The following is a 16566-nucleotide window of genomic DNA, read 5'->3' on the forward strand; positions in this document are numbered from 1 at the left end:
ACTTCTGAAGGATAGATCGTGCCGACGAAGCAGAATCGTTTGTATGCCGCCCTGCGGCTCGTTCCTATGGCCGCAGCAACATCCATGCTTTTCCTGTCGACCGCGCAAATGGCCGGAGCCAATCCGCATATTCTCGTCGATGTCAGCACCGGACGCGTTCTCGACCAGCAGGAGGCGTTTCGCCGCTGGTATCCCGCCTCGCTCACGAAGCTGATGACGACCTATGTGACCTTCCGGGCCATTCAGTCCGGTCAGATCCGGCTCGATACGCCCGTCGTCATGTCGAAGCTTGCTGCCGCACAGCCGCCGGCCAAGATGTACTTCAAGCCGGGCCAGAAGATGACGCTCGACAACGCCTTGAAGATGATGCTGGTCAAATCGGCAAACGATCTTGCCATGGCGGTCGCAGAGACGGTCGGCGGTTCGCAGCAGGGCTTCGTGGCGCGGATGAATGCGGAAGCCGCGCGCCTCGGCATGCGCGACTCGCATTTCATCAATCCGAACGGTCTGCCCGGCAAGGGACAGTATACGACGGCGCGCGATCTTGCCATTCTCAGCGTGGCGCTGCGCCGCGAGTTCCCGCAATATGCCGGCTATTTCTCGCTCGAGGGCTTCACCAACGGCGTCAAGCAGGTGCCGAACATCAACATGCTCATCGGCCGTTTCGACGGCGCCGACGGCATGAAGACCGGCTTCATCTGCGCTGCCGGCTTCAACCAGATCGCCTCGGCAACCCGCAACGGCCGCACGCTGATCTCGGTCGTTCTCGGCACCGATAGCCTGGCGGCGCGCGCCGACGATTCTGCCAATCTCCTGGAAAAGGGTTTCCAGAACCAGCTGTCCACCCGCGACACGCTGGCGACCCTCAGGCCCGATGCGCCGCTTGCAGCCGACGTCGCCGATGTCACCGCCGACATCTGCAGCACAAAGGGCGCGCAGGCGCGCAGCGAGACCCGCGATCCCTTCGGTCGCACCAAGGTACAATCACCCTATATCCACGAAATGGATCACGAGCCCAATTTCGTCTATGCCGGTCTGATCGGCGGCCAGGATATCGCGACGGCCGCCAAGAGCGACAAGGACGATGTCACGGCCAGAGGCGACAAGGCGACCAGGGACAACAAGATCGCGATCTCCGGCAGCGCGTCCAATGTGCCGGTCCCGATGCCGCGGCCCACTTTCTAATATCGGACAGGAATCATGAGTGTTTCGCAGCTAAGAGTGCCGGTTGCCATCCTGACCGGCTTCCTCGGTGCGGGTAAATCGACCCTGCTCAACCGCATCCTCAAGGATGAGGCCATGCGCGATGCGGCCGTCATCATCAACGAGTTCGGCGATGTCGGTATCGATCATCTGCTGGTGGAAAGCTCCGGCGATTCCATCATCGAGCTTTCCGATGGCTGCCTGTGCTGCACGGTGCGCGGCGAGTTGGTGGATACGCTGGCGAACCTGATGGACGCGATGCAGACCGGCCGTATCCGGCCGCTGAAGCGCGTCGTCATCGAAACGACCGGCCTTGCCGATCCTGCTCCCGTCATGCAGTCGATCATGGGCAATCCGATCATCGCCAACAATTTCGACCTCGATGGCGTCATTACCGTCGTCGATGCGGTCAACGGGCTGCAGACGCTCGACAATCACGAAGAAGCGCGCAAGCAGGTGGCGGTCGCCGACCGGCTGATCGTGTCCAAGACGGGGATTGCCGGCGCCGTGCCGGAAGCGCAGCTGGAGAGCAGGCTGAGGGCGCTCAATCCGCGCGCGCAGATCCTGAATGCCGATAGCGACGAGGCGGGACGCGCCGCCATTCTGGTCAACGGCCTCTACGACCCGGCGTCCAAGATCGCCGATGTCGGCCGCTGGCTGCAGGACGAGCTGGAGGCGGACGACGATCATCATCACCATGATGAGCACGATCACCACGACCATGATCATGACCATCATCATGGCGATCGTGGACACCACCATCACCATCATGGGCACCACCACGGCCACCGGCATCAGCACGCCCATGACGTCACGCGGCATGACAGCTCGATCCGGTCGTTCTCGATCGTCGAGACCCAGCCTATCGATCCGATGGCGCTCGAAATGTTCATCGACCTGCTGCGTTCGGCGCATGGCGAGAAGCTCCTGCGCATGAAGGCGATCGTTGCAGTGTCCGACCGGCCGGAGCGTCCTGTCGTGCTGCATGGCGTGCAGAATATCTTCCATGCGCCGGTGCGCCTGCCGGCATGGCCTGACCCCGAAGACCGCCGCACGCGCATGGTCATCATCACGAAGGATTTGCCGGAAGATTTCGTGAAGGGCCTGTTCGACGCCTTCCTCAGCAAGCCGCGCGTCGATACGCCTGATAGGGCAGCGCTGGAGGATAATCCGCTCGCCGTGCCGGGGATGCGGTTCTAGTTTCAGCCTTTGAGATTTGGCAACCCGCCTCTCCCTTCGACGGGCTCAGGGTGAGGGCCAAGCTAATCGGATATGAGATGGTCGCCACGCAACCCCTTCTCCCCTTGGGAGAGATCGTGCCGACAGGCGGATGAGGGGGATTGCTAACAGCACAAAGCCGATCGATTGGGAGCGGTCACCCCCTTATCCGACCCTTCGGGCCACCTTCTCCCCAAGGGGAGAAGGAGCTTACGGCGCTCGTCCGCCTCCATATGCGATAGCCCTTCTCCCTGAGGGGAGAAGGAATCCGTGGCACTCGCATGCCATATGCAAGCGGCCTGTTTTGAGGCGGGAGCGTAGCGACCCTCGAACCATGAGAATGGTCCCGGTCGCAGACAGTCAGCCCTTGCGAATCACGAAGCGATGGCCGCCATCCGTCTTCTCGTTCACGAGAAGCGTGTGGCCCTTCTCGTTGCAGAGATGCGGGATGTCGATGACGGCGAGCGGATCCGTGGTTTCCACGGTCAAGGTCGCGCCGCTTGCCATGCCGCGCAGACGCTTCTCCGTCTTGATCGCCGGATAGGGGCATTTCAGGCCGCGCAGATCGTAGATCTCGGTATCCGGACTATTCACTCTTGGCCCAGAACTTCCAGAAAGGCGGTTTCTTGGCCTCGGTCTGCGCGGTTTCGACAGGAGGCGCTGGCGCGTAGGCGAGCGCGTTGAGGCTGGGGTTCATGGGGTTTGCCGTCGGGATCGGCACATTTGCCGGAACATTGGCCGCAATGACGGGGCCGGCCGCGGGCTGCTGCGCAGGTGCCATCGGAGCACCTGTCGCAGGACTTGCCGTAGCCACGCGAATGCTTGCCGTCGTCGGGTTGCCCGTCGGGCTTACTGCCGTGCCACCGCGCGCGATCTGCTGGGCCGACTGGTTCGCCATCATCGATTCGAGATCGGCGACCTTCATCATCTTGCCGGCGGCAAGGGCGGTGCCTGTGGGAGCATAGGCGATATCGTGGCCCTTGCGCTGCTTGGCGACGACGGCCTTGCGCTCGGCTTCGGTCGGGTCGTACCAGGCCATGCCGTCGAACTTCTTCGAGGCAGCTGCATAGTCGGCCTGATACTGCTTGTCATAGGTCGCAAGCGCCATCTGCAGGGCAGGCGGCGTGGTCATGACGGGGCATTTGCCGCTGGCGTTGAACGGGCCGCTGGCCTGCTGGTTGAAGACGTATTTCTTCTCGCAGACCTCGACCTCGGGCGGGCGCTTGGTGACTTCGAAATTGTCGTAGCCAACCTTCAGCATCTTCCAGAATTCGATATTGGGGCTGAGGCGATGCTTCCACATGTTTTCCGCCGTCATGCGGAAGGGGAAGGCTTCGAGCTGAACGGCCTTCTGGCCGCCCTTGAAGGCGTCGCGCGCGAAGGCATAGATTTCCAGTACCTGCTGGTCGGTCATCGAATAGCAGCCGGACGACGAGCAGGCGCCGTGGATCATCAGATTGTTGCCGGTGCGGCCATTGGCTGCATCGTAGCGGTTCGGGAAGCCGGTGTTGATGGCGAGGTAATATTTCGAATTCGGGTTCAGGTTAGCCGGCGTCAGCATGTAGAAGCCTTCCGGCGCCTGCCGGTCGCCTTCCTTGACCTTCGGGCCCAGACGGCCGGACCAGGCGCAGATCTTGTAATCCGCTATGACTTCGAAACGGTTGTTCTGGTTCGCCTTCAGGATCTCCATCACGCCTTCTTCCTTGAAGATGCGGATCATGATCGGCGAGTTGCGGTCCATGCCCTTCTTGGCCATGTCGGCGAGGATATGGCTTGGAAGCGGCTGTTCGACCTTGTTCTTCACCTTCGACAGGTCAATCGACGCGGTATCCAGCGCGTCGTTGCAGCCGGCGAGGGCCAGTGCCATCAGGGAAACATAGGCAAGGTGACGAATGCGCATTCTGACTTGGTCCATAAATGCGAAGAGTGGCAGCTCGATCTGTTTCGCCACTCCCCTCGAAGCATGAAACGGAATCATAGATGGCTTATACTTGAAAATTCCTTACCAGCCTATGACGTGCCCGCAGCGCGTCGGCAAGCTTTTCTTTGCCATAAAAGCTTCGATAACGGAAATGTGGCCAAGGTTTGGCCTCATTCCCGCTTTCAGCGATCACTTTTTCCGAATGCCGCTTAGAGATTGCGACCGATGTTGAGGAATTTCTGGCGGCGGTCGCTGCGCAATTGTTCGCCCGAACGGCTGGAAAGCTCTGCAAGCGCGGTCGCAATCGTTTCGCCGGCCGAGCTTATCACCGCGTTCGGATCGCGATGCGCGCCGCCGACGGGCTCGGAGATGATGCCGTCGATCACGCCGAGGCTCTTCAGATCATCGGCCGTTATCTTCATGTTGGTTGCTGCTTCCTTGGCGCGCGTTGAATCGCGCCAGAGGATCGAGGCCGCACCTTCGGGCGAAATCACGCTGTAGATCGAGTGCTCGAGCATATAGACGCGGTTGCCGACGGCTATCGCGATGGCGCCGCCGGAACCGCCTTCGCCGATAACGATGGAGATGATCGGCACCTTCACGCCGAGACACATCTCGGTCGAGCGGGCGATCGCTTCGGCCTGACCGCGTTCTTCGGCGCCAACGCCCGGATAGGCACCGGCGGTGTCGACCAGCGTGATGACGGGCAACTGGAAGCGGTCGGCCATTTCGAGGATACGGATCGCCTTGCGATAGCCTTCCGGCCGGGCGCTGCCGAAATTGTGCTTCAGGCGGCTCTTGGTATCGTTGCCTTTTTCCTGGCCGATGAGGGCGACCGGCTGGCCGCGGAAGCGGGCAAAACCTGCCTGGATCGCGGCATCTTCGGAGAATTGGCGATCGCCGGCGAGCGGTGTGAATTCCGTAAACAGTGCACTGGCATAATCGACGAAATGCGGGCGCTGCGGGTGGCGGGCGACCTGCGTCTTCTGCCAGGCGTTGAGCTTGGAATAGATGTCGGCCATCGCCTCGCGGACGCGGATTTCAAGCCGCCCGACTTCCTCGGACGTGTCGATGCTTTCGTCTTCGCTCGCCAGTTTCTTGAGCTCGTGAATCTTGCCTTCGAGATCCGAGATGGGTTTTTCGAAGTCCAGATAATTGTGCATGAGGTGCGTTTCCGATCCTTTTGCCCGTGACGAGAGATGGCGGCTTCAGCCTGTGTGCCGGTCCTAATCCTGTTTTTTTGCCTGTTTGGCAAGGGGGTGATGCGTTTGGACCAGCTGATGAAGGCGTTCTTCCAGCACATGTGTGTAGATTTGCGTCGTCGAAATGTCCGAATGGCCGAGAAGTTCCTGCACGACGCGCAGGTCCGCGCCGTTGGCGAGAAGATGGCTCGCGAAGGCATGGCGCATCACATGCGGTGAAATCATCGAAGGCGTCAGGCCCGCCCGAATGGCAAGGTCCTTGAGATCGCGCGCAAAAACCTGACGCGGCAGATAGCCCTGCCTGGACGCGGCGGGGAAAAGCCACGGACTTTCGGTGGCAGGGTTCTTGGCGTTTGCCGCAATCTCGGCCTGCAGCCGCCCATAGCTTTTCAGCGCCGAAATGGCCGACTGCGACAGCGGTACCAGCCGCTCCTTGTTGCCTTTGCCGCGGATCATCAGGAAGCGGCCTTCCTGATCCAGCACCTTCGCCGGCAGAGAGATGAGCTCGCTTACACGCATGCCGGTGGCATAGAGCATTTCCAGGAGCACCAGCATGCGCAGGCGCTGCAGCCGGTCCGGTCCGTCGGCCGCGGCCTCCTCCTCAGCCTGGCTCAGAAGCCTCGTCACTTCGTCGACGCCCATCGTCTTCGGAAGGGCGCGGCCCTTCTTGGGAGCATCGAGGATCCCCGTCGGGTCGTCTGTGCGCAGACCTTCAGCATAGAGGAACTTATAGAATTGCCGCATGGCAGAGAGCCGGCGTGCCTGGGAGGACGGTTTGAAGCCCTGGCTCGACAGGCTGGAAAGATAGGCTCCCAGGTCGCTGGAGCTGGCTTCCGTCAGACGAACTCCTTGCCCGGATAGGAATGAATGGAGATCGTCGAGATCGCGCTCGTAGGATTGCAGCGTGTTGATGGCAGCACCCCGCTCGGCGCTCATCATTTCCAGAAAGGCTTCCAGATGCACTCGCCCCAGATCTCTCTTGCCCGCTCGTATATTTTCGGCTTGCGCGCTCATGGTTTCAGCGAGCCTGTCGTCGGAGGATTGAGGCGTTCGGGGGCAATGCGGATCGTCACATCACGTGGCTGGGGATCGACGAAGAGCACCAGAGCCCACATTGCTCCATATATCGATCCGGCGATGACCGCGCAGATGACAAGGAAGCGAAATAGGGTTGGCATTCGAAAACTCTCCTTCGCCGTTCATTGGCGCGGCGATGCGCAATAATTATGTCCTTCAAGGGTTAGCTGAAGGATATTGCAGACATGTTTACGATAGCGGCGTCTTGACGCTACCGGTGCATTTGACGATACCGTTTCCAAAGAAATTGTGAATGGGCCGATGAGTGAACAAGTCCTGACCCTTGCCGAGAGCCTTAAAGACAGGGCGCGTGCTGCGCTCGGTCAGCGCAATCTCGTCTTCGTGGGATTGATGGGAGCAGGAAAATCCTCGATCGGCCGGCCAGTCGCGCAGCAGCTCGGCCTTCCCTTCGTCGATACGGATATCGAGATTGAGCGCGTGTCGCGCATGACGATCGCCGAACTGTTTGCCGCCTATGGCGAGCAGGAGTTCCGGGCGCTGGAAACGCGTGTCATCAAGCGGCTGCTCAAGGGCGGCCCGCGTGTCGTCTCGACCGGCGGCGGCGCATTCATCAACGAAAGCACGCGCCTGCATGTCAAGCGCGGCAGCCTTTCCGTCTGGCTGAAGGCCGACCTCGACGTCTTGTGGGACCGCGTCAACAAGCGCGACACACGGCCGTTGCTGAAGACCGAGAATCCGAAACAGACCCTCGAGAACCTGATGAATGCGCGCTATCCGATCTATGCGGAAGCCGATATCACGGTTCTTTCCCGCGACGTAAGCAAGGATATCATGGTCAGGGAAGTCCTTGCCGCGATTGCCGAGGGAAAGAAAGCAGAAAGCAGAATACCATGAATGCGATCACACCGGCTTCCGCTGAGCGTCTCGTGCGCGTGCCTCTCGGCGAGCGTGCCTATGACATCCTGATCGGCCCCGGCCTGATCGCGCGTGCGGGCCAGGAGATCGCAGTCCGGCTGAAGGGGCGCAAGGCCGCCGTCATCACCGATGAAAATGTCGCGCCGCTTTACCTCGATGCTTTGGTTGCGAGCCTTGAAGCGGCCGGTATCCAGGCTTCCAGCCTCGTTTTGCCCGCTGGCGAAAAGACAAAAAGCTTCGAGCATCTGATTACCGTTTGCGATGCGGTGCTGACGGCGCGTGTGGAGCGCAACGATGCGGTGATCGCACTTGGCGGTGGCGTCATCGGTGATCTCTCCGGCTTTGCTGCCGGCATCGTGCGCCGCGGCGTTCGTTTCGTCCAGGTGCCGACATCGCTGCTGTCGCAGGTGGATTCGTCCGTTGGCGGCAAGACCGGCATCAATACCCATCATGGCAAGAACCTCGTCGGCGTCTTCCATCAGCCTGATCTCGTGCTTGCCGATACCGATGTGCTGAATACGCTGAGCGAGCGTGAATTTCGCGCCGGCTATGCCGAAGTCGCCAAATATGGCCTGATCGACAAGCCGGATTTCTTCGCCTGGCTGGAAGCCAATTGGAAGGATGTCTTCTCGGGTGGTGCCGCTCGCATCGAGGCGATTGCCACCAGCTGCCAGGCAAAGTCCGATGTCGTCGTTGCCGACGAACGCGAAAACGGCCCTCGCGCGCTGCTCAATCTCGGCCATACCTTCGGCCACGCGCTGGAAGCCGCCACTGCCTATGACAGCCGCCGGCTGGTGCATGGCGAGGGTGTTGCGATCGGCATGGTGCTGGCGCATGAATTTTCCGCGCGCCTCAATCTGGCAAGCCCGGATGATGCCAAGCGTGTCGAGGCGCATTTGAAGGCCGTGGGCCTGCCAACGCGGATGGGCGATATTCCGGGCGAGCTGCCGCCGGCCGAAGCGCTAATGGATGCGATCGCGCAGGACAAGAAGGTCAAGAGCGGCAAGCTCACCTTCATCCTCACGCGTGGCATCGGTCAGTCCTTCGTTGCGGACGATGTACCGTCTTCCGAAGTCCTGAGTTTCCTGAAGGAAAAACATCCCTGATGACCGTCGAGGGCACGCTGGCTGTTTTGTGGGAATATTGGCCCGAGATTATATCGATCGTGGCCCTGGTGCTGCTTTCCGCCTTCTTTGCCGGCTCGGAGACGGCGCTGACGGCGGCTTCGCGCAGCCGTATTCATACATTGGAAGCCAACGGCGACAGGCGTGCCGGCATCGTGCGGCTCTTGATAGAACGTCGCGACCGATTGATCGGCGCGCTGCTGATCGGCAACAATCTCGCCAATATTCTGTCGTCCTCGCTTGCGACCAGCGTGTTCCTGGGTCTGTTCGGCAATTCCGGCGTGGCGATCGCTACCGCCGCCATGACCGTCATTCTCGTCATTTTCGCGGAGGTTCTGCCGAAGAGCTGGGCCATTGCGACGCCGGACCGCTTCGCGCTGAATGTCGCCAGTGCGATACGCCTCTTCGTTATCGTCGTTGGGCCTGTGTCGAGCGTCGTCAATGCCATCGTGCGCCAGATCCTGGGCATTTTCGGCGTCAATCTCTCCCGGGAAGTGTCGATGCTGTCGGCGCATGAGGAGTTGCGCGGCGCCGTGGACCTGCTTCACCGCGAGGGTTCCGTGGTCAAGGCCGACCGCGACCGTCTGGGTGGCGTTCTCGATCTCGGCGAGCTGGAACTGTCTGATATCATGGTTCACCGTACGGCAATGCGCGCCATCAATGCCGATGATCCGCCAGAAGTGGTCGTGCGTGCGATCCTCGACAGCCCTTATACGCGCATGCCGCTCTGGCGCGGCACGATCGACAACATCATCGGCGTCGTGCATGCCAAGGACTTGCTGCGGGCGCTCGCGGAACGTAATGTCGAGCCGGAAAATCTCGATATCGTCAAGATCGCGCAAAAGCCCTGGTTCGTGCCCGACAGCACCAATCTCGAGGACCAGCTCAACGCCTTCCTGCGTCGCAAGCAGCATTTCGCCGTCGTCGTCGACGAATATGGCGAGGTGCAGGGCATCGTCACGCTGGAGGATATTCTGGAAGAGATCGTTGGCGACATCGCCGATGAGCACGATCTGGATATCCAGGGCGTGCGGCAGGAGGCCGACGGCTCGATCGTTGTTGACGGAGTCGTGCCGATTCGCGATCTGAACCGCGCGCTCGACTGGGATTTGCCCGACGAAGAGGCGACGACGATTGCCGGCCTCGTCATCCACGAATCGATGACCATCCCTGAAGAGCGGCAGGCCTTCACGTTCTACGGCAAGCGTTTCATCGTCATGAAGCGCGAAAAGAACCGCATCACCAAGCTGCGCATCCGTCCCGCGGAGTCGGAAGAGGCGAAGCCGGCTTAAGGCGTCCCCAGCGCCCTACCAGCGCACCGTCTCTCCCGGAGCTGCCGGCTCTACCGCCAGCGCGTGCAGCCCCGCCTCCAGTTCCGGCTTCAATAACTCGTTGATCGCCCTGTGGCGCGCGAGGCGCGGCATGCCGGAAAACTTGGCGGACACGATGCGAACTCTTATATGAGTTTCGCCCGTCCCGGTCATGTCGGGCTGATGACCCGCATGCAGGTGGCTCTCGTTGATGACGGCAAGGCGCTCGGGCGCGAAGGCATCGGTGAGCTTCCGCTCAATGCGGGATTGCAGTGTCGTTTCCATATTCCCGCGTCGACCTCGCTTGCGAAAAAAAAGGCTCCCACAAAGCCTATAACATTCCTGTTTGTCAATTCTTGTTGTGGGGTATCCAAGGCCCCATAATTAGGACGCCATGAGACTTGATTCAAAATATTTCGATCGCATCCGCACCCGCCGCAAGCGCGCGCAGGAGCCCGAACAGGGTCCGCCGACGTGCCAGTGGGACGGCTGCGACAAGCACGGTACGCATCGCGCCCCGGTGGGGCGCAATGCTGAAGGGCAGTTCTTTTTGTTCTGCTTCGAGCACGTCAAGGAATACAATAAGGGCTACAATTATTTCTCCGGCCTCTCGGACGGGGAAATCGCGCGCTATCAGAAGGAAGCCATCACCGGCCACCGTCCGACCTGGACCGTGGGCGTGAACAAGGCTGCCAGGAACAGCCCGCTTCATTCCGATATCCGCTCGGGCGCTTATTCCCGCGTTCGCGACCCCTTCGGCTTCGTTAGGGAAGGCGACGGCCAAGGTCGCGGCCCGCGTTTTCCGCAGCAGCGCAAGCTGAAAACGCTGGAGGCGAAAGCCTTCGACACCATGGGTCTCGGCGCCAATGCCTCGGCTCCGGAAATCAAGCGCCGCTACAAGGAATTGGTGAAAATGCACCATCCCGACGCCAATGGCGGCGACCGCGGCTCGGAAGAGCGCTTCCGCGCAGTTATTCAGGCCTATCAATTATTGAAGCAGAACGGTTTTTGTTAATTCCCGTCCTTGCTCTCCGCCTTCAATCAGGTATGGTCCAAATCGGCTGAAGCTGCGGGCAACCGCGGCAGGGTGCGCATTTGGCTGGCTGCACCTCGGTCAACTTTCCGGACGCGGCGTTTCTTGTCCGGGGACTCTGTTCAAGGATGCTCGCAAGCGATCATATTATCGCGCCGAGATTTTGCTTTAGTCCCGGAGAAGTATCGCCGCTGTTCCGACCGGACGGATGCGGGCAACAAGCTGCGGCGTTTCGGATAAATCGGCTGAGTTTGATATGGCAGGGTGAGAGCCACCCGCCCTGGAGACATGATGAGCAAGATTGACCTTGATATTTCCGAGATCCCCGATACCACAGTTTCGGTCCGCGAAGTCTTCGGCATTGATTCCGACATTCGCGTGCCCGCTTACAGCCAGGGCAGTGCCTACGTGCCCGATCTCGACACGGACTATCTCTTCGACCGCGAGACCACGCTCGCCATTCTCGCCGGCTTCGCTCATAACCGCCGTGTGATGATCTCGGGCTATCACGGCACCGGCAAGTCCTCCCATATCGAGCAGGTCGCCGCGCGCCTCAACTGGCCGTGCGTGCGTATCAACCTCGACAGCCACGTCAGCCGTATCGATCTCGTCGGCAAGGATGCGATCGTCGTCAAGGATGGCCTGCAGGTCACCGAATTCAAGGACGGCATCCTGCCCTGGGCCTATCAGCACAATGTCGCGCTCGTGTTCGATGAATATGACGCCGGCCGCCCGGACGTGATGTTCGTCATCCAGCGCGTGCTGGAATCCTCGGGCCGTCTGACCCTGCTCGACCAGAGCCGCGTCATCCGTCCTCACCCGGCCTTCCGCCTGTTCGCAACCGCCAATACCATCGGTCTCGGCGACACGACCGGCCTCTATCACGGTACGCAGCAGATCAACCAAGCGCAGATGGACCGCTGGTCGATCGTGACGACGCTGAACTACCTGCCGCACAACAATGAAGTCGATATCGTACTGGCGAAGGTGAAGTCCTTCCGCAACGACAAGGGCCGCGACACCGTCTCCAAGATGGTCCGCGTTGCCGACCTGACGCGCGCTGCCTTCATGAATGGCGATCTGTCGACCGTCATGAGCCCGCGTACCGTCATCACCTGGGCCGAAAATGCGGAAATCTTCGGCGATGTCGCCTTTGCTTTCCGCGTCACCTTCCTCAACAAGTGTGATGAGCTGGAACGGCCGCTGGTTGCCGAGCACTATCAGCGCGCGTTCGGCGTCGAGCTGAAGGAAAGTGCCGCCAACATCGTGCTCGAAGCCTAAGGAAAAGCCGACACATCATGTCAGGTCGCGGAGATAATTCCAAAGCGAAGCCGGGCGCCCCGGTGGACATGGAGCCGTTGCGCCGGGCGATCACCGGCTGTGTCCGCTCGATCGCCGGCGATGCCGAGGTCGAGGTGGCCTTTGCCAATGAACGCCCGGGTATGACCGGCGAGCGCATCCGCTTGCCGGAGCTTTCGAAGCGGCCGACAGCCCATGAGCTCGCGGTGACGCGCGGCCTTGGCGATTCGATGGCCCTGCGGCTTGCCTGTCACGATGCCCGCGTGCATGCCGTCATGGCGCCGCAAGGCGCGGACGCCCGCTCGATCTTCGATGCTGTGGAGCAGGCGCGTGTCGAATCGATCGGCTCGCTGCGCATGAGCGGTGTTGCCGCCAACCTCAACTCCATGAATACGGAGAAATACGCCAAGGCGAATTTCTCCGGCATCGAACGGCGCGAGGATGCGCCGATCGGTGAAGCCATGGCGATGATCGTGCGCGAGAAGCTGACCGGCCAGAAGCCGCCGGAAACTGCCGGCAAGGTGCTCGATCTCTGGCGCCCCTTCATCGAGGAAAAGACCGGCGGTCAACTCGACAATCTGCTGTCTGCCATCAACGACCAGCAGAGCTTCGCCCGTGTCGTCCGCAACATGCTGACGGCTATGGAAATGGCCGAGGAGTATGGCGACGAGCAGTCGGAACCCGATAGCGACGACCAGCAGAGCGAAGAGGACAAGCCGAGCGGCGAGGATCAGAACGACGACGACGTCAAGGAAGACGAAGGCGCCGACGCCGCCCCAGCCGAAGATAGCGAAGCTTCCGACGAGCAGATGGAAGACGGTGCGACCGAAGACGGCGGCGAGATCTCCGACGACGATATGAGCGAAGAGGGCGAGGAAGATTCGGAAACGCCGGGCGAAACCCGTCGCCCGAACACGCCTTTCGCCGACTTCAACGAGAAGGTCGACTATCACGTCTATACGGAGGAGTTCGACGAAACCACGACGGCGCAGGAATTGTGCGACGTGGCCGAACTCGAGCGCCTGCGTGCCTTCCTCGACAAGCAGCTTGCCCATCTGCAGGGCGCCGTGGGCCGGCTCGCCAACCGCCTGCAGCGCCGCCTGATGGCGCAGCAGAACCGCTCCTGGGACTTCGATCTGGAAGAGGGCTATCTCGATCCGGCACGCCTGCCGCGGCTGATCATCGATCCGATGCAGGCGCTGTCCTTCAAGATGGAGCGCGATACGCAGTTCCGCGACACGGTGGTGACGCTGCTGATCGACAATTCCGGCTCGATGCGCGGTCGTCCGATCACGGTTGCCGCCTCCTGTGCCGATATTCTGGCCCGCACGCTCGAGCGCTGCGGTGTGAAGGTCGAGATTCTCGGCTTTACCACCAAGGCGTGGAAGGGCGGCCAAGCGCGTGAAAAGTGGCTGGCCAGCGGCAAGCCGCAAACCCCGGGCCGGTTGAACGACCTGCGCCACATCATCTACAAGTCCGCGGACGAGCCCTATCGACGGTCTCGCAGCAACCTCGGGCTGATGATGCGCGAAGGCCTGCTCAAGGAAAACATCGACGGCGAAGCGCTGATCTGGGCGCATAACCGCCTGCTCGGACGCCGTGAACAACGCCGCATCCTGATGATGATCTCGGATGGTGCGCCGGTCGATGATTCCACGCTGTCGGTCAACCCGGGCAATTATCTGGAACGGCATCTGCGCGCCGTCATCGACCAGATCGAGACGCGCTCGCCGGTGGAATTGCTTGCCATCGGTATTGGCCATGATGTCACGCGCTACTATCGCCGCGCCGTCACCATCGTCGATGCCGACGAACTGGCCGGCGCCATGACAGAACAGCTTGCCTCGCTTTTCGAGGATCAGACGAGCATGCCGCGCTCGCGCATGCGCCGCGCCAGCTGAGCCCGCTGTGGCGTTTATCGGCATCGGCCTTATGGCCGGTGTCGTTTTCGGACGAGATCGCCGGTTCGCGACGCTGGCCGGTTGCCGCGAAATCCGTGTGTTTCATTGCGATGGTCGCGGGTCTGCTTTCGGGCTGCGGTTCCGGAAATGACGCCGACGAGCGTGGCAAGGCGGCAATTCAGGCCCAGGTCATTTCCACCTTCAAACGAGGCTCGGATCAAACGCGCTTCGGCGCGCTGGAATTTCTCGGCGGTCTTGAGTTCAGCTCGGACAATGCGTTTCTCGGCGCTGTTTCGGCCATTCGTTTTCGTGACGATCAACGGCGGTTCATTTCGGTCCTGGATACCGGCCACTGGTTCACCGGCACCATCGAACGCGACCAGGAGGGGCGGCTGAAGGGGATCAGCGATGCGCGGATTGCGCCTATGATCGACCGCTTCGGCGAGACGGATGCGGGCGATGGGGTCATGGATGCCGAAGGCTTGGCGCTGCGCGGCAATCACGTCCTCGTCAGCTATGAACAATATCACCGCGTCGATGCCTATCCCGATCCAGGCTTTGAGATTTCGCCGCCCGATGGCAGCATGCCCGTTCCTATCCCGAGATGGGAACTGCGGTCCAATCGCAGCCTCGAGGCACTGATGATCGCGCCGCAGTCGAGCCCGCTTGCCGGCGGGGCTGTCATCGTCGCCGAAGACAGTCTGGACGATCAGGGTAATCTGTTCGCCGCCGTTCTGGACGGGCCGCTTCAGGGGCGCTTCACCGTGAGACGCCATGGCGGCTTCAATGTCAGCGACGGCGTCTTTCTGCCTGATGGTGACCTATTGCTGCTGGAGCGGCGCTTCGGGCTGATCCATGGCCTCGGCGTGCGTATCCGCCGCATCGTCGGTGCTCACATCAAGCCGGGCGCTGTCGTGGACAGCAAGGTGATTTTCGCGGCTGGCTCGGGAGATCAGATCGACAATATGGAGGGCCTGGATGTCTTCCACGCTGCCGATGGCTCCCTGCATCTTGTCATGGTCTCGGATGACAACCATTCAATTCTGCAGCGCAGCCTGATGCTGGAGTTCAAGCTGCATGATGACAATATCGTCAGCCAGAATTGAGAGCGGGCGAGCGGTCTGGTTCTCGGCCGCTGGCCATCCTTCTTTATCAGGAAATGGTGCCGCGCGTCATATTGAGTCGCGCAGCGGATCATTTGGCTGTCAGGCAGTCGGCGCCTGCGACATCGGCTTCAGCATGTTCATCAGCGCGCCATAGGGCAGCAGCATCACGAGGCCGACGGTCACCTTGACTGAGAAATCGCCGATCGCCCAGGATACCCAGCGCGGGGCCGAGGTGGAGAAAGCGCCGAGGATCGGAGCCCAATCGATCGCGAAGGGATCGTTCGGGCCGAAGAAGACGAAGAAGGGCGCGAAGGCGAAGGAGAAGAAGATCAGAGTGTCCAGCATCGAGCCGATGAGCGAACCGAACAGCGGCGCGCGCCACCAGGCCATGCGGCGCAGGCGGTTGAAGACCGAGATGTCGAGCAGCTGGCCGGCAAGATAGGCCGAACCGGAGGCGATCGCGATGCGCGGCTGGGCCGTGTAGAACGACAGCGCGACACCGACGACGAAGCCGGCAAAGACGACCTTGCGCGCGGCCTTGGGGCCGAACTGGCGGTTGGTCAGATCAGTGATGAGGAAGGCGACTGGATAGGTGAAGGCACCCCAGGTGAGGATATCCGCGAGATTGATGCCGGCGAGGCTGACCTGCAGCGGATACTGCACGAGGATGTTGGAAGCGACGACGACCAGCGTCATCAGCAGAACGTAGATAAGGGTATGACGTATCGTCAGCATTTTTTTATCCTGGGAGATGCCACCAGTTGAAAGAAACCGGACATGGAAAAGGGCTTGTCCGGATATGATCCGTACAAGCCTCTTAGCCGGTATGAAATCGCGAAATGCTAGCGCCGCTTAGGCAGCAACGGCAGCTTCAGCGGACTTCTTGACGATCTGGCGACGCAGCAGGCGAGCGCGCATGCTGAGTTCGTTTTCGCTTGCCTTCAGGAGGAAAGCGTCCAGACCACCGCGATGCTCGACCGAACGCAGCGCTGCAGCGGAAACGCGCAGGCGATAGCGCTGGCCGAGAACGTCGGAAATCAGCGTGACCTGGCAGAGGTTCGGCAGGAACCGACGCTTGGTCTTGTTGTTGGCGTGGCTAACGTTGTTGCCCACGAGGACGGCCTTGCCGGTCAATTCGCACATGCGGGACATGGTACACCTACTTTTGTTTTTCTCGGCCATCGGATAGACATACCGGGCAAAACCCGGCGCGCAATCCAACAGGCCATAATTGGAAAGTTGCGGTTCTATAGTCAGAGAGGCTGGCCCCGTCAAGCCAAACCTTGTGTTTTCCCG

The 16566-nt window shown here is 60.9% G+C and carries 17 protein-coding genes; 9 read left to right on the forward strand and 8 right to left on the reverse strand.

What is annotated here, in order from left to right; all coding sequences use genetic code 11:
- The first annotated feature begins 18 nt into the window (after nucleotides 1-18).
- Nucleotides 19-1185, forward strand: coding sequence for a D-alanyl-D-alanine carboxypeptidase family protein (locus GDN47_RS27155; protein WP_113354236.1), 1167 nt, complete (start codon nucleotides 19-21; stop codon nucleotides 1183-1185).
- A gap of 15 nt (nucleotides 1186-1200) precedes the next feature.
- Complete coding sequence (locus tag GDN47_RS27160) at nucleotides 1201-2403, forward strand: CobW family GTP-binding protein (RefSeq protein ID WP_113354235.1); 1203 nt, start codon at nucleotides 1201-1203, stop codon at nucleotides 2401-2403.
- A gap of 378 nt (nucleotides 2404-2781) precedes the next feature.
- Here the strand turns inward: GDN47_RS27160 and GDN47_RS27165 are convergent, their stop codons facing one another.
- The 5 genes from GDN47_RS27165 to GDN47_RS32150 form a co-directional block, all read right to left on the reverse strand.
- On the reverse strand, nucleotides 2782-3015 hold the full coding sequence (locus GDN47_RS27165; RefSeq protein ID WP_113354234.1) for a sulfurtransferase TusA family protein: 234 nt from the start codon (nucleotides 3013-3015) through the stop codon (nucleotides 2782-2784).
- Nucleotides 3008-4321, reverse strand: a complete 1314-nt coding sequence (locus GDN47_RS27170; protein ID WP_113354435.1) for a L,D-transpeptidase family protein — start codon at nucleotides 4319-4321, stop codon at nucleotides 3008-3010. Before GDN47_RS27170 ends, GDN47_RS27165 begins: the two co-directional genes overlap by 8 nt.
- 230 nt (nucleotides 4322-4551) lie before the next feature.
- Nucleotides 4552-5505 carry an acetyl-CoA carboxylase carboxyltransferase subunit alpha gene (locus tag GDN47_RS27175; protein WP_113333922.1) on the reverse strand — a complete coding sequence of 318 codons (954 nt, stop codon included), beginning with the start codon at nucleotides 5503-5505 and terminating at the stop codon, nucleotides 4552-4554.
- A gap of 63 nt (nucleotides 5506-5568) precedes the next feature.
- Nucleotides 5569-6558, reverse strand: a complete 990-nt coding sequence (xerD, locus tag GDN47_RS27180) for a site-specific tyrosine recombinase XerD (protein WP_145636314.1) — start codon at nucleotides 6556-6558, stop codon at nucleotides 5569-5571.
- Nucleotides 6555-6722, reverse strand: coding sequence for a hypothetical protein (locus tag GDN47_RS32150; RefSeq protein WP_167078112.1), 168 nt, complete (start codon nucleotides 6720-6722; stop codon nucleotides 6555-6557). The genes xerD and GDN47_RS32150 overlap by 4 nt, the downstream gene beginning before the upstream one ends.
- Nucleotides 6723-6882: 160 nt before the next feature.
- On the opposite strand from GDN47_RS32150, the gene GDN47_RS27185 reads away from it, so the two are divergent.
- Genes GDN47_RS27185 through GDN47_RS27195 form a run of 3 tightly spaced genes read left to right on the forward strand, consistent with a single transcriptional unit; the run spans nucleotide 6883 to nucleotide 9913 of the window.
- Nucleotides 6883-7476 carry a shikimate kinase gene (locus GDN47_RS27185; protein ID WP_069612905.1) on the forward strand — a complete coding sequence of 198 codons (594 nt, stop codon included), beginning with the start codon at nucleotides 6883-6885 and terminating at the stop codon, nucleotides 7474-7476.
- Complete coding sequence (aroB, locus tag GDN47_RS27190) at nucleotides 7473-8603, forward strand: 3-dehydroquinate synthase (RefSeq protein WP_152094661.1); 1131 nt, start codon at nucleotides 7473-7475, stop codon at nucleotides 8601-8603. Before GDN47_RS27185 ends, aroB begins: the two co-directional genes overlap by 4 nt.
- A complete protein-coding gene (locus GDN47_RS27195; protein WP_113333925.1) occupies nucleotides 8603-9913 on the forward strand; it encodes an HlyC/CorC family transporter in 1311 nt (436 codons plus the stop codon). The genes aroB and GDN47_RS27195 overlap by 1 nt, the downstream gene beginning before the upstream one ends.
- 15 nt (nucleotides 9914-9928) lie before the next feature.
- On the opposite strand, the gene GDN47_RS27200 is transcribed toward GDN47_RS27195, so the two are convergent.
- On the reverse strand, nucleotides 9929-10216 hold the full coding sequence (locus tag GDN47_RS27200) for a BolA family protein (protein ID WP_113333926.1): 288 nt from the start codon (nucleotides 10214-10216) through the stop codon (nucleotides 9929-9931).
- Nucleotides 10217-10325: 109 nt separating this feature from the next.
- On the opposite strand from GDN47_RS27200, the gene GDN47_RS27205 reads away from it, so the two are divergent.
- The 4 genes from GDN47_RS27205 (at nucleotide 10326) to GDN47_RS27220 (ending at nucleotide 15270) form a co-directional block, all read left to right on the forward strand.
- A complete protein-coding gene (locus tag GDN47_RS27205; protein WP_145636310.1) occupies nucleotides 10326-10946 on the forward strand; it encodes a J domain-containing protein in 621 nt (206 codons plus the stop codon).
- Between the two features lie 309 nt (nucleotides 10947-11255).
- Complete coding sequence (gene cobS / locus GDN47_RS27210) at nucleotides 11256-12245, forward strand: cobaltochelatase subunit CobS (RefSeq protein ID WP_095436016.1); 990 nt, start codon at nucleotides 11256-11258, stop codon at nucleotides 12243-12245.
- A gap of 17 nt (nucleotides 12246-12262) precedes the next feature.
- Nucleotides 12263-14164, forward strand: coding sequence for a cobaltochelatase subunit CobT (cobT, locus tag GDN47_RS27215; RefSeq protein WP_113333927.1), 1902 nt, complete (start codon nucleotides 12263-12265; stop codon nucleotides 14162-14164).
- Nucleotides 14165-14274: 110 nt separating this feature from the next.
- A complete protein-coding gene (locus GDN47_RS27220) occupies nucleotides 14275-15270 on the forward strand; it encodes an esterase-like activity of phytase family protein (RefSeq protein WP_152094667.1) in 996 nt (331 codons plus the stop codon).
- A gap of 99 nt (nucleotides 15271-15369) precedes the next feature.
- Here the strand turns inward: GDN47_RS27220 and GDN47_RS27225 are convergent, their stop codons facing one another.
- Nucleotides 15370-16005, reverse strand: coding sequence for a queuosine precursor transporter (locus GDN47_RS27225; RefSeq protein WP_113333929.1), 636 nt, complete (start codon nucleotides 16003-16005; stop codon nucleotides 15370-15372).
- A gap of 117 nt (nucleotides 16006-16122) precedes the next feature.
- Nucleotides 16123-16422 carry a 50S ribosomal protein L28 gene (gene rpmB, locus GDN47_RS27230; RefSeq protein WP_069612914.1) on the reverse strand — a complete coding sequence of 100 codons (300 nt, stop codon included), beginning with the start codon at nucleotides 16420-16422 and terminating at the stop codon, nucleotides 16123-16125.
- Nucleotides 16423-16566: the final 144 nt, after the last annotated feature.

It is taken from the genome of Martinezella dioscoreae, assembly GCF_009176305.1.
Lineage (GTDB): Bacteria > Pseudomonadota > Alphaproteobacteria > Rhizobiales > Rhizobiaceae > Rhizobium > Rhizobium dioscoreae.

Bases quoted from the DNA above. Each gene is read 5' to 3' on its own strand.
- GDN47_RS27160 (WP_113354235.1), top strand. From the start codon at position 1,201: ATGAGTGTTTCGCAGCTAAGAGTGCCGGTTGCCATCCTGACCGGCTTC.
- GDN47_RS27170 (WP_113354435.1), bottom strand. From the start codon at position 4,321: ATGCGCATTCGTCACCTTGCCTATGTTTCCCTGATGGCACTGGCCCTC.
- GDN47_RS27175 (WP_113333922.1), bottom strand. From the start codon at position 5,505: ATGCACAATTATCTGGACTTCGAAAAACCCATCTCGGATCTCGAAGGC.
- xerD (WP_145636314.1), bottom strand. From the start codon at position 6,558: ATGAGCGCGCAAGCCGAAAATATACGAGCGGGCAAGAGAGATCTGGGG.
- GDN47_RS32150 (WP_167078112.1), bottom strand. From the start codon at position 6,722: ATGCCAACCCTATTTCGCTTCCTTGTCATCTGCGCGGTCATCGCCGGA.
- GDN47_RS27185 (WP_069612905.1), top strand. From the start codon at position 6,883: ATGAGTGAACAAGTCCTGACCCTTGCCGAGAGCCTTAAAGACAGGGCG.
- aroB (WP_152094661.1), top strand. From the start codon at position 7,473: ATGAATGCGATCACACCGGCTTCCGCTGAGCGTCTCGTGCGCGTGCCT.
- GDN47_RS27195 (WP_113333925.1), top strand. From the start codon at position 8,603: ATGACCGTCGAGGGCACGCTGGCTGTTTTGTGGGAATATTGGCCCGAG.
- GDN47_RS27200 (WP_113333926.1), bottom strand. From the start codon at position 10,216: ATGGAAACGACACTGCAATCCCGCATTGAGCGGAAGCTCACCGATGCC.
- GDN47_RS27205 (WP_145636310.1), top strand. From the start codon at position 10,326: ATGAGACTTGATTCAAAATATTTCGATCGCATCCGCACCCGCCGCAAG.
- cobS (WP_095436016.1), top strand. From the start codon at position 11,256: ATGAGCAAGATTGACCTTGATATTTCCGAGATCCCCGATACCACAGTT.
- cobT (WP_113333927.1), top strand. From the start codon at position 12,263: ATGTCAGGTCGCGGAGATAATTCCAAAGCGAAGCCGGGCGCCCCGGTG.
- GDN47_RS27220 (WP_152094667.1), top strand. From the start codon at position 14,275: ATGGTCGCGGGTCTGCTTTCGGGCTGCGGTTCCGGAAATGACGCCGAC.
- GDN47_RS27225 (WP_113333929.1), bottom strand. From the start codon at position 16,005: ATGCTGACGATACGTCATACCCTTATCTACGTTCTGCTGATGACGCTG.
- rpmB (WP_069612914.1), bottom strand. From the start codon at position 16,422: ATGTCCCGCATGTGCGAATTGACCGGCAAGGCCGTCCTCGTGGGCAAC.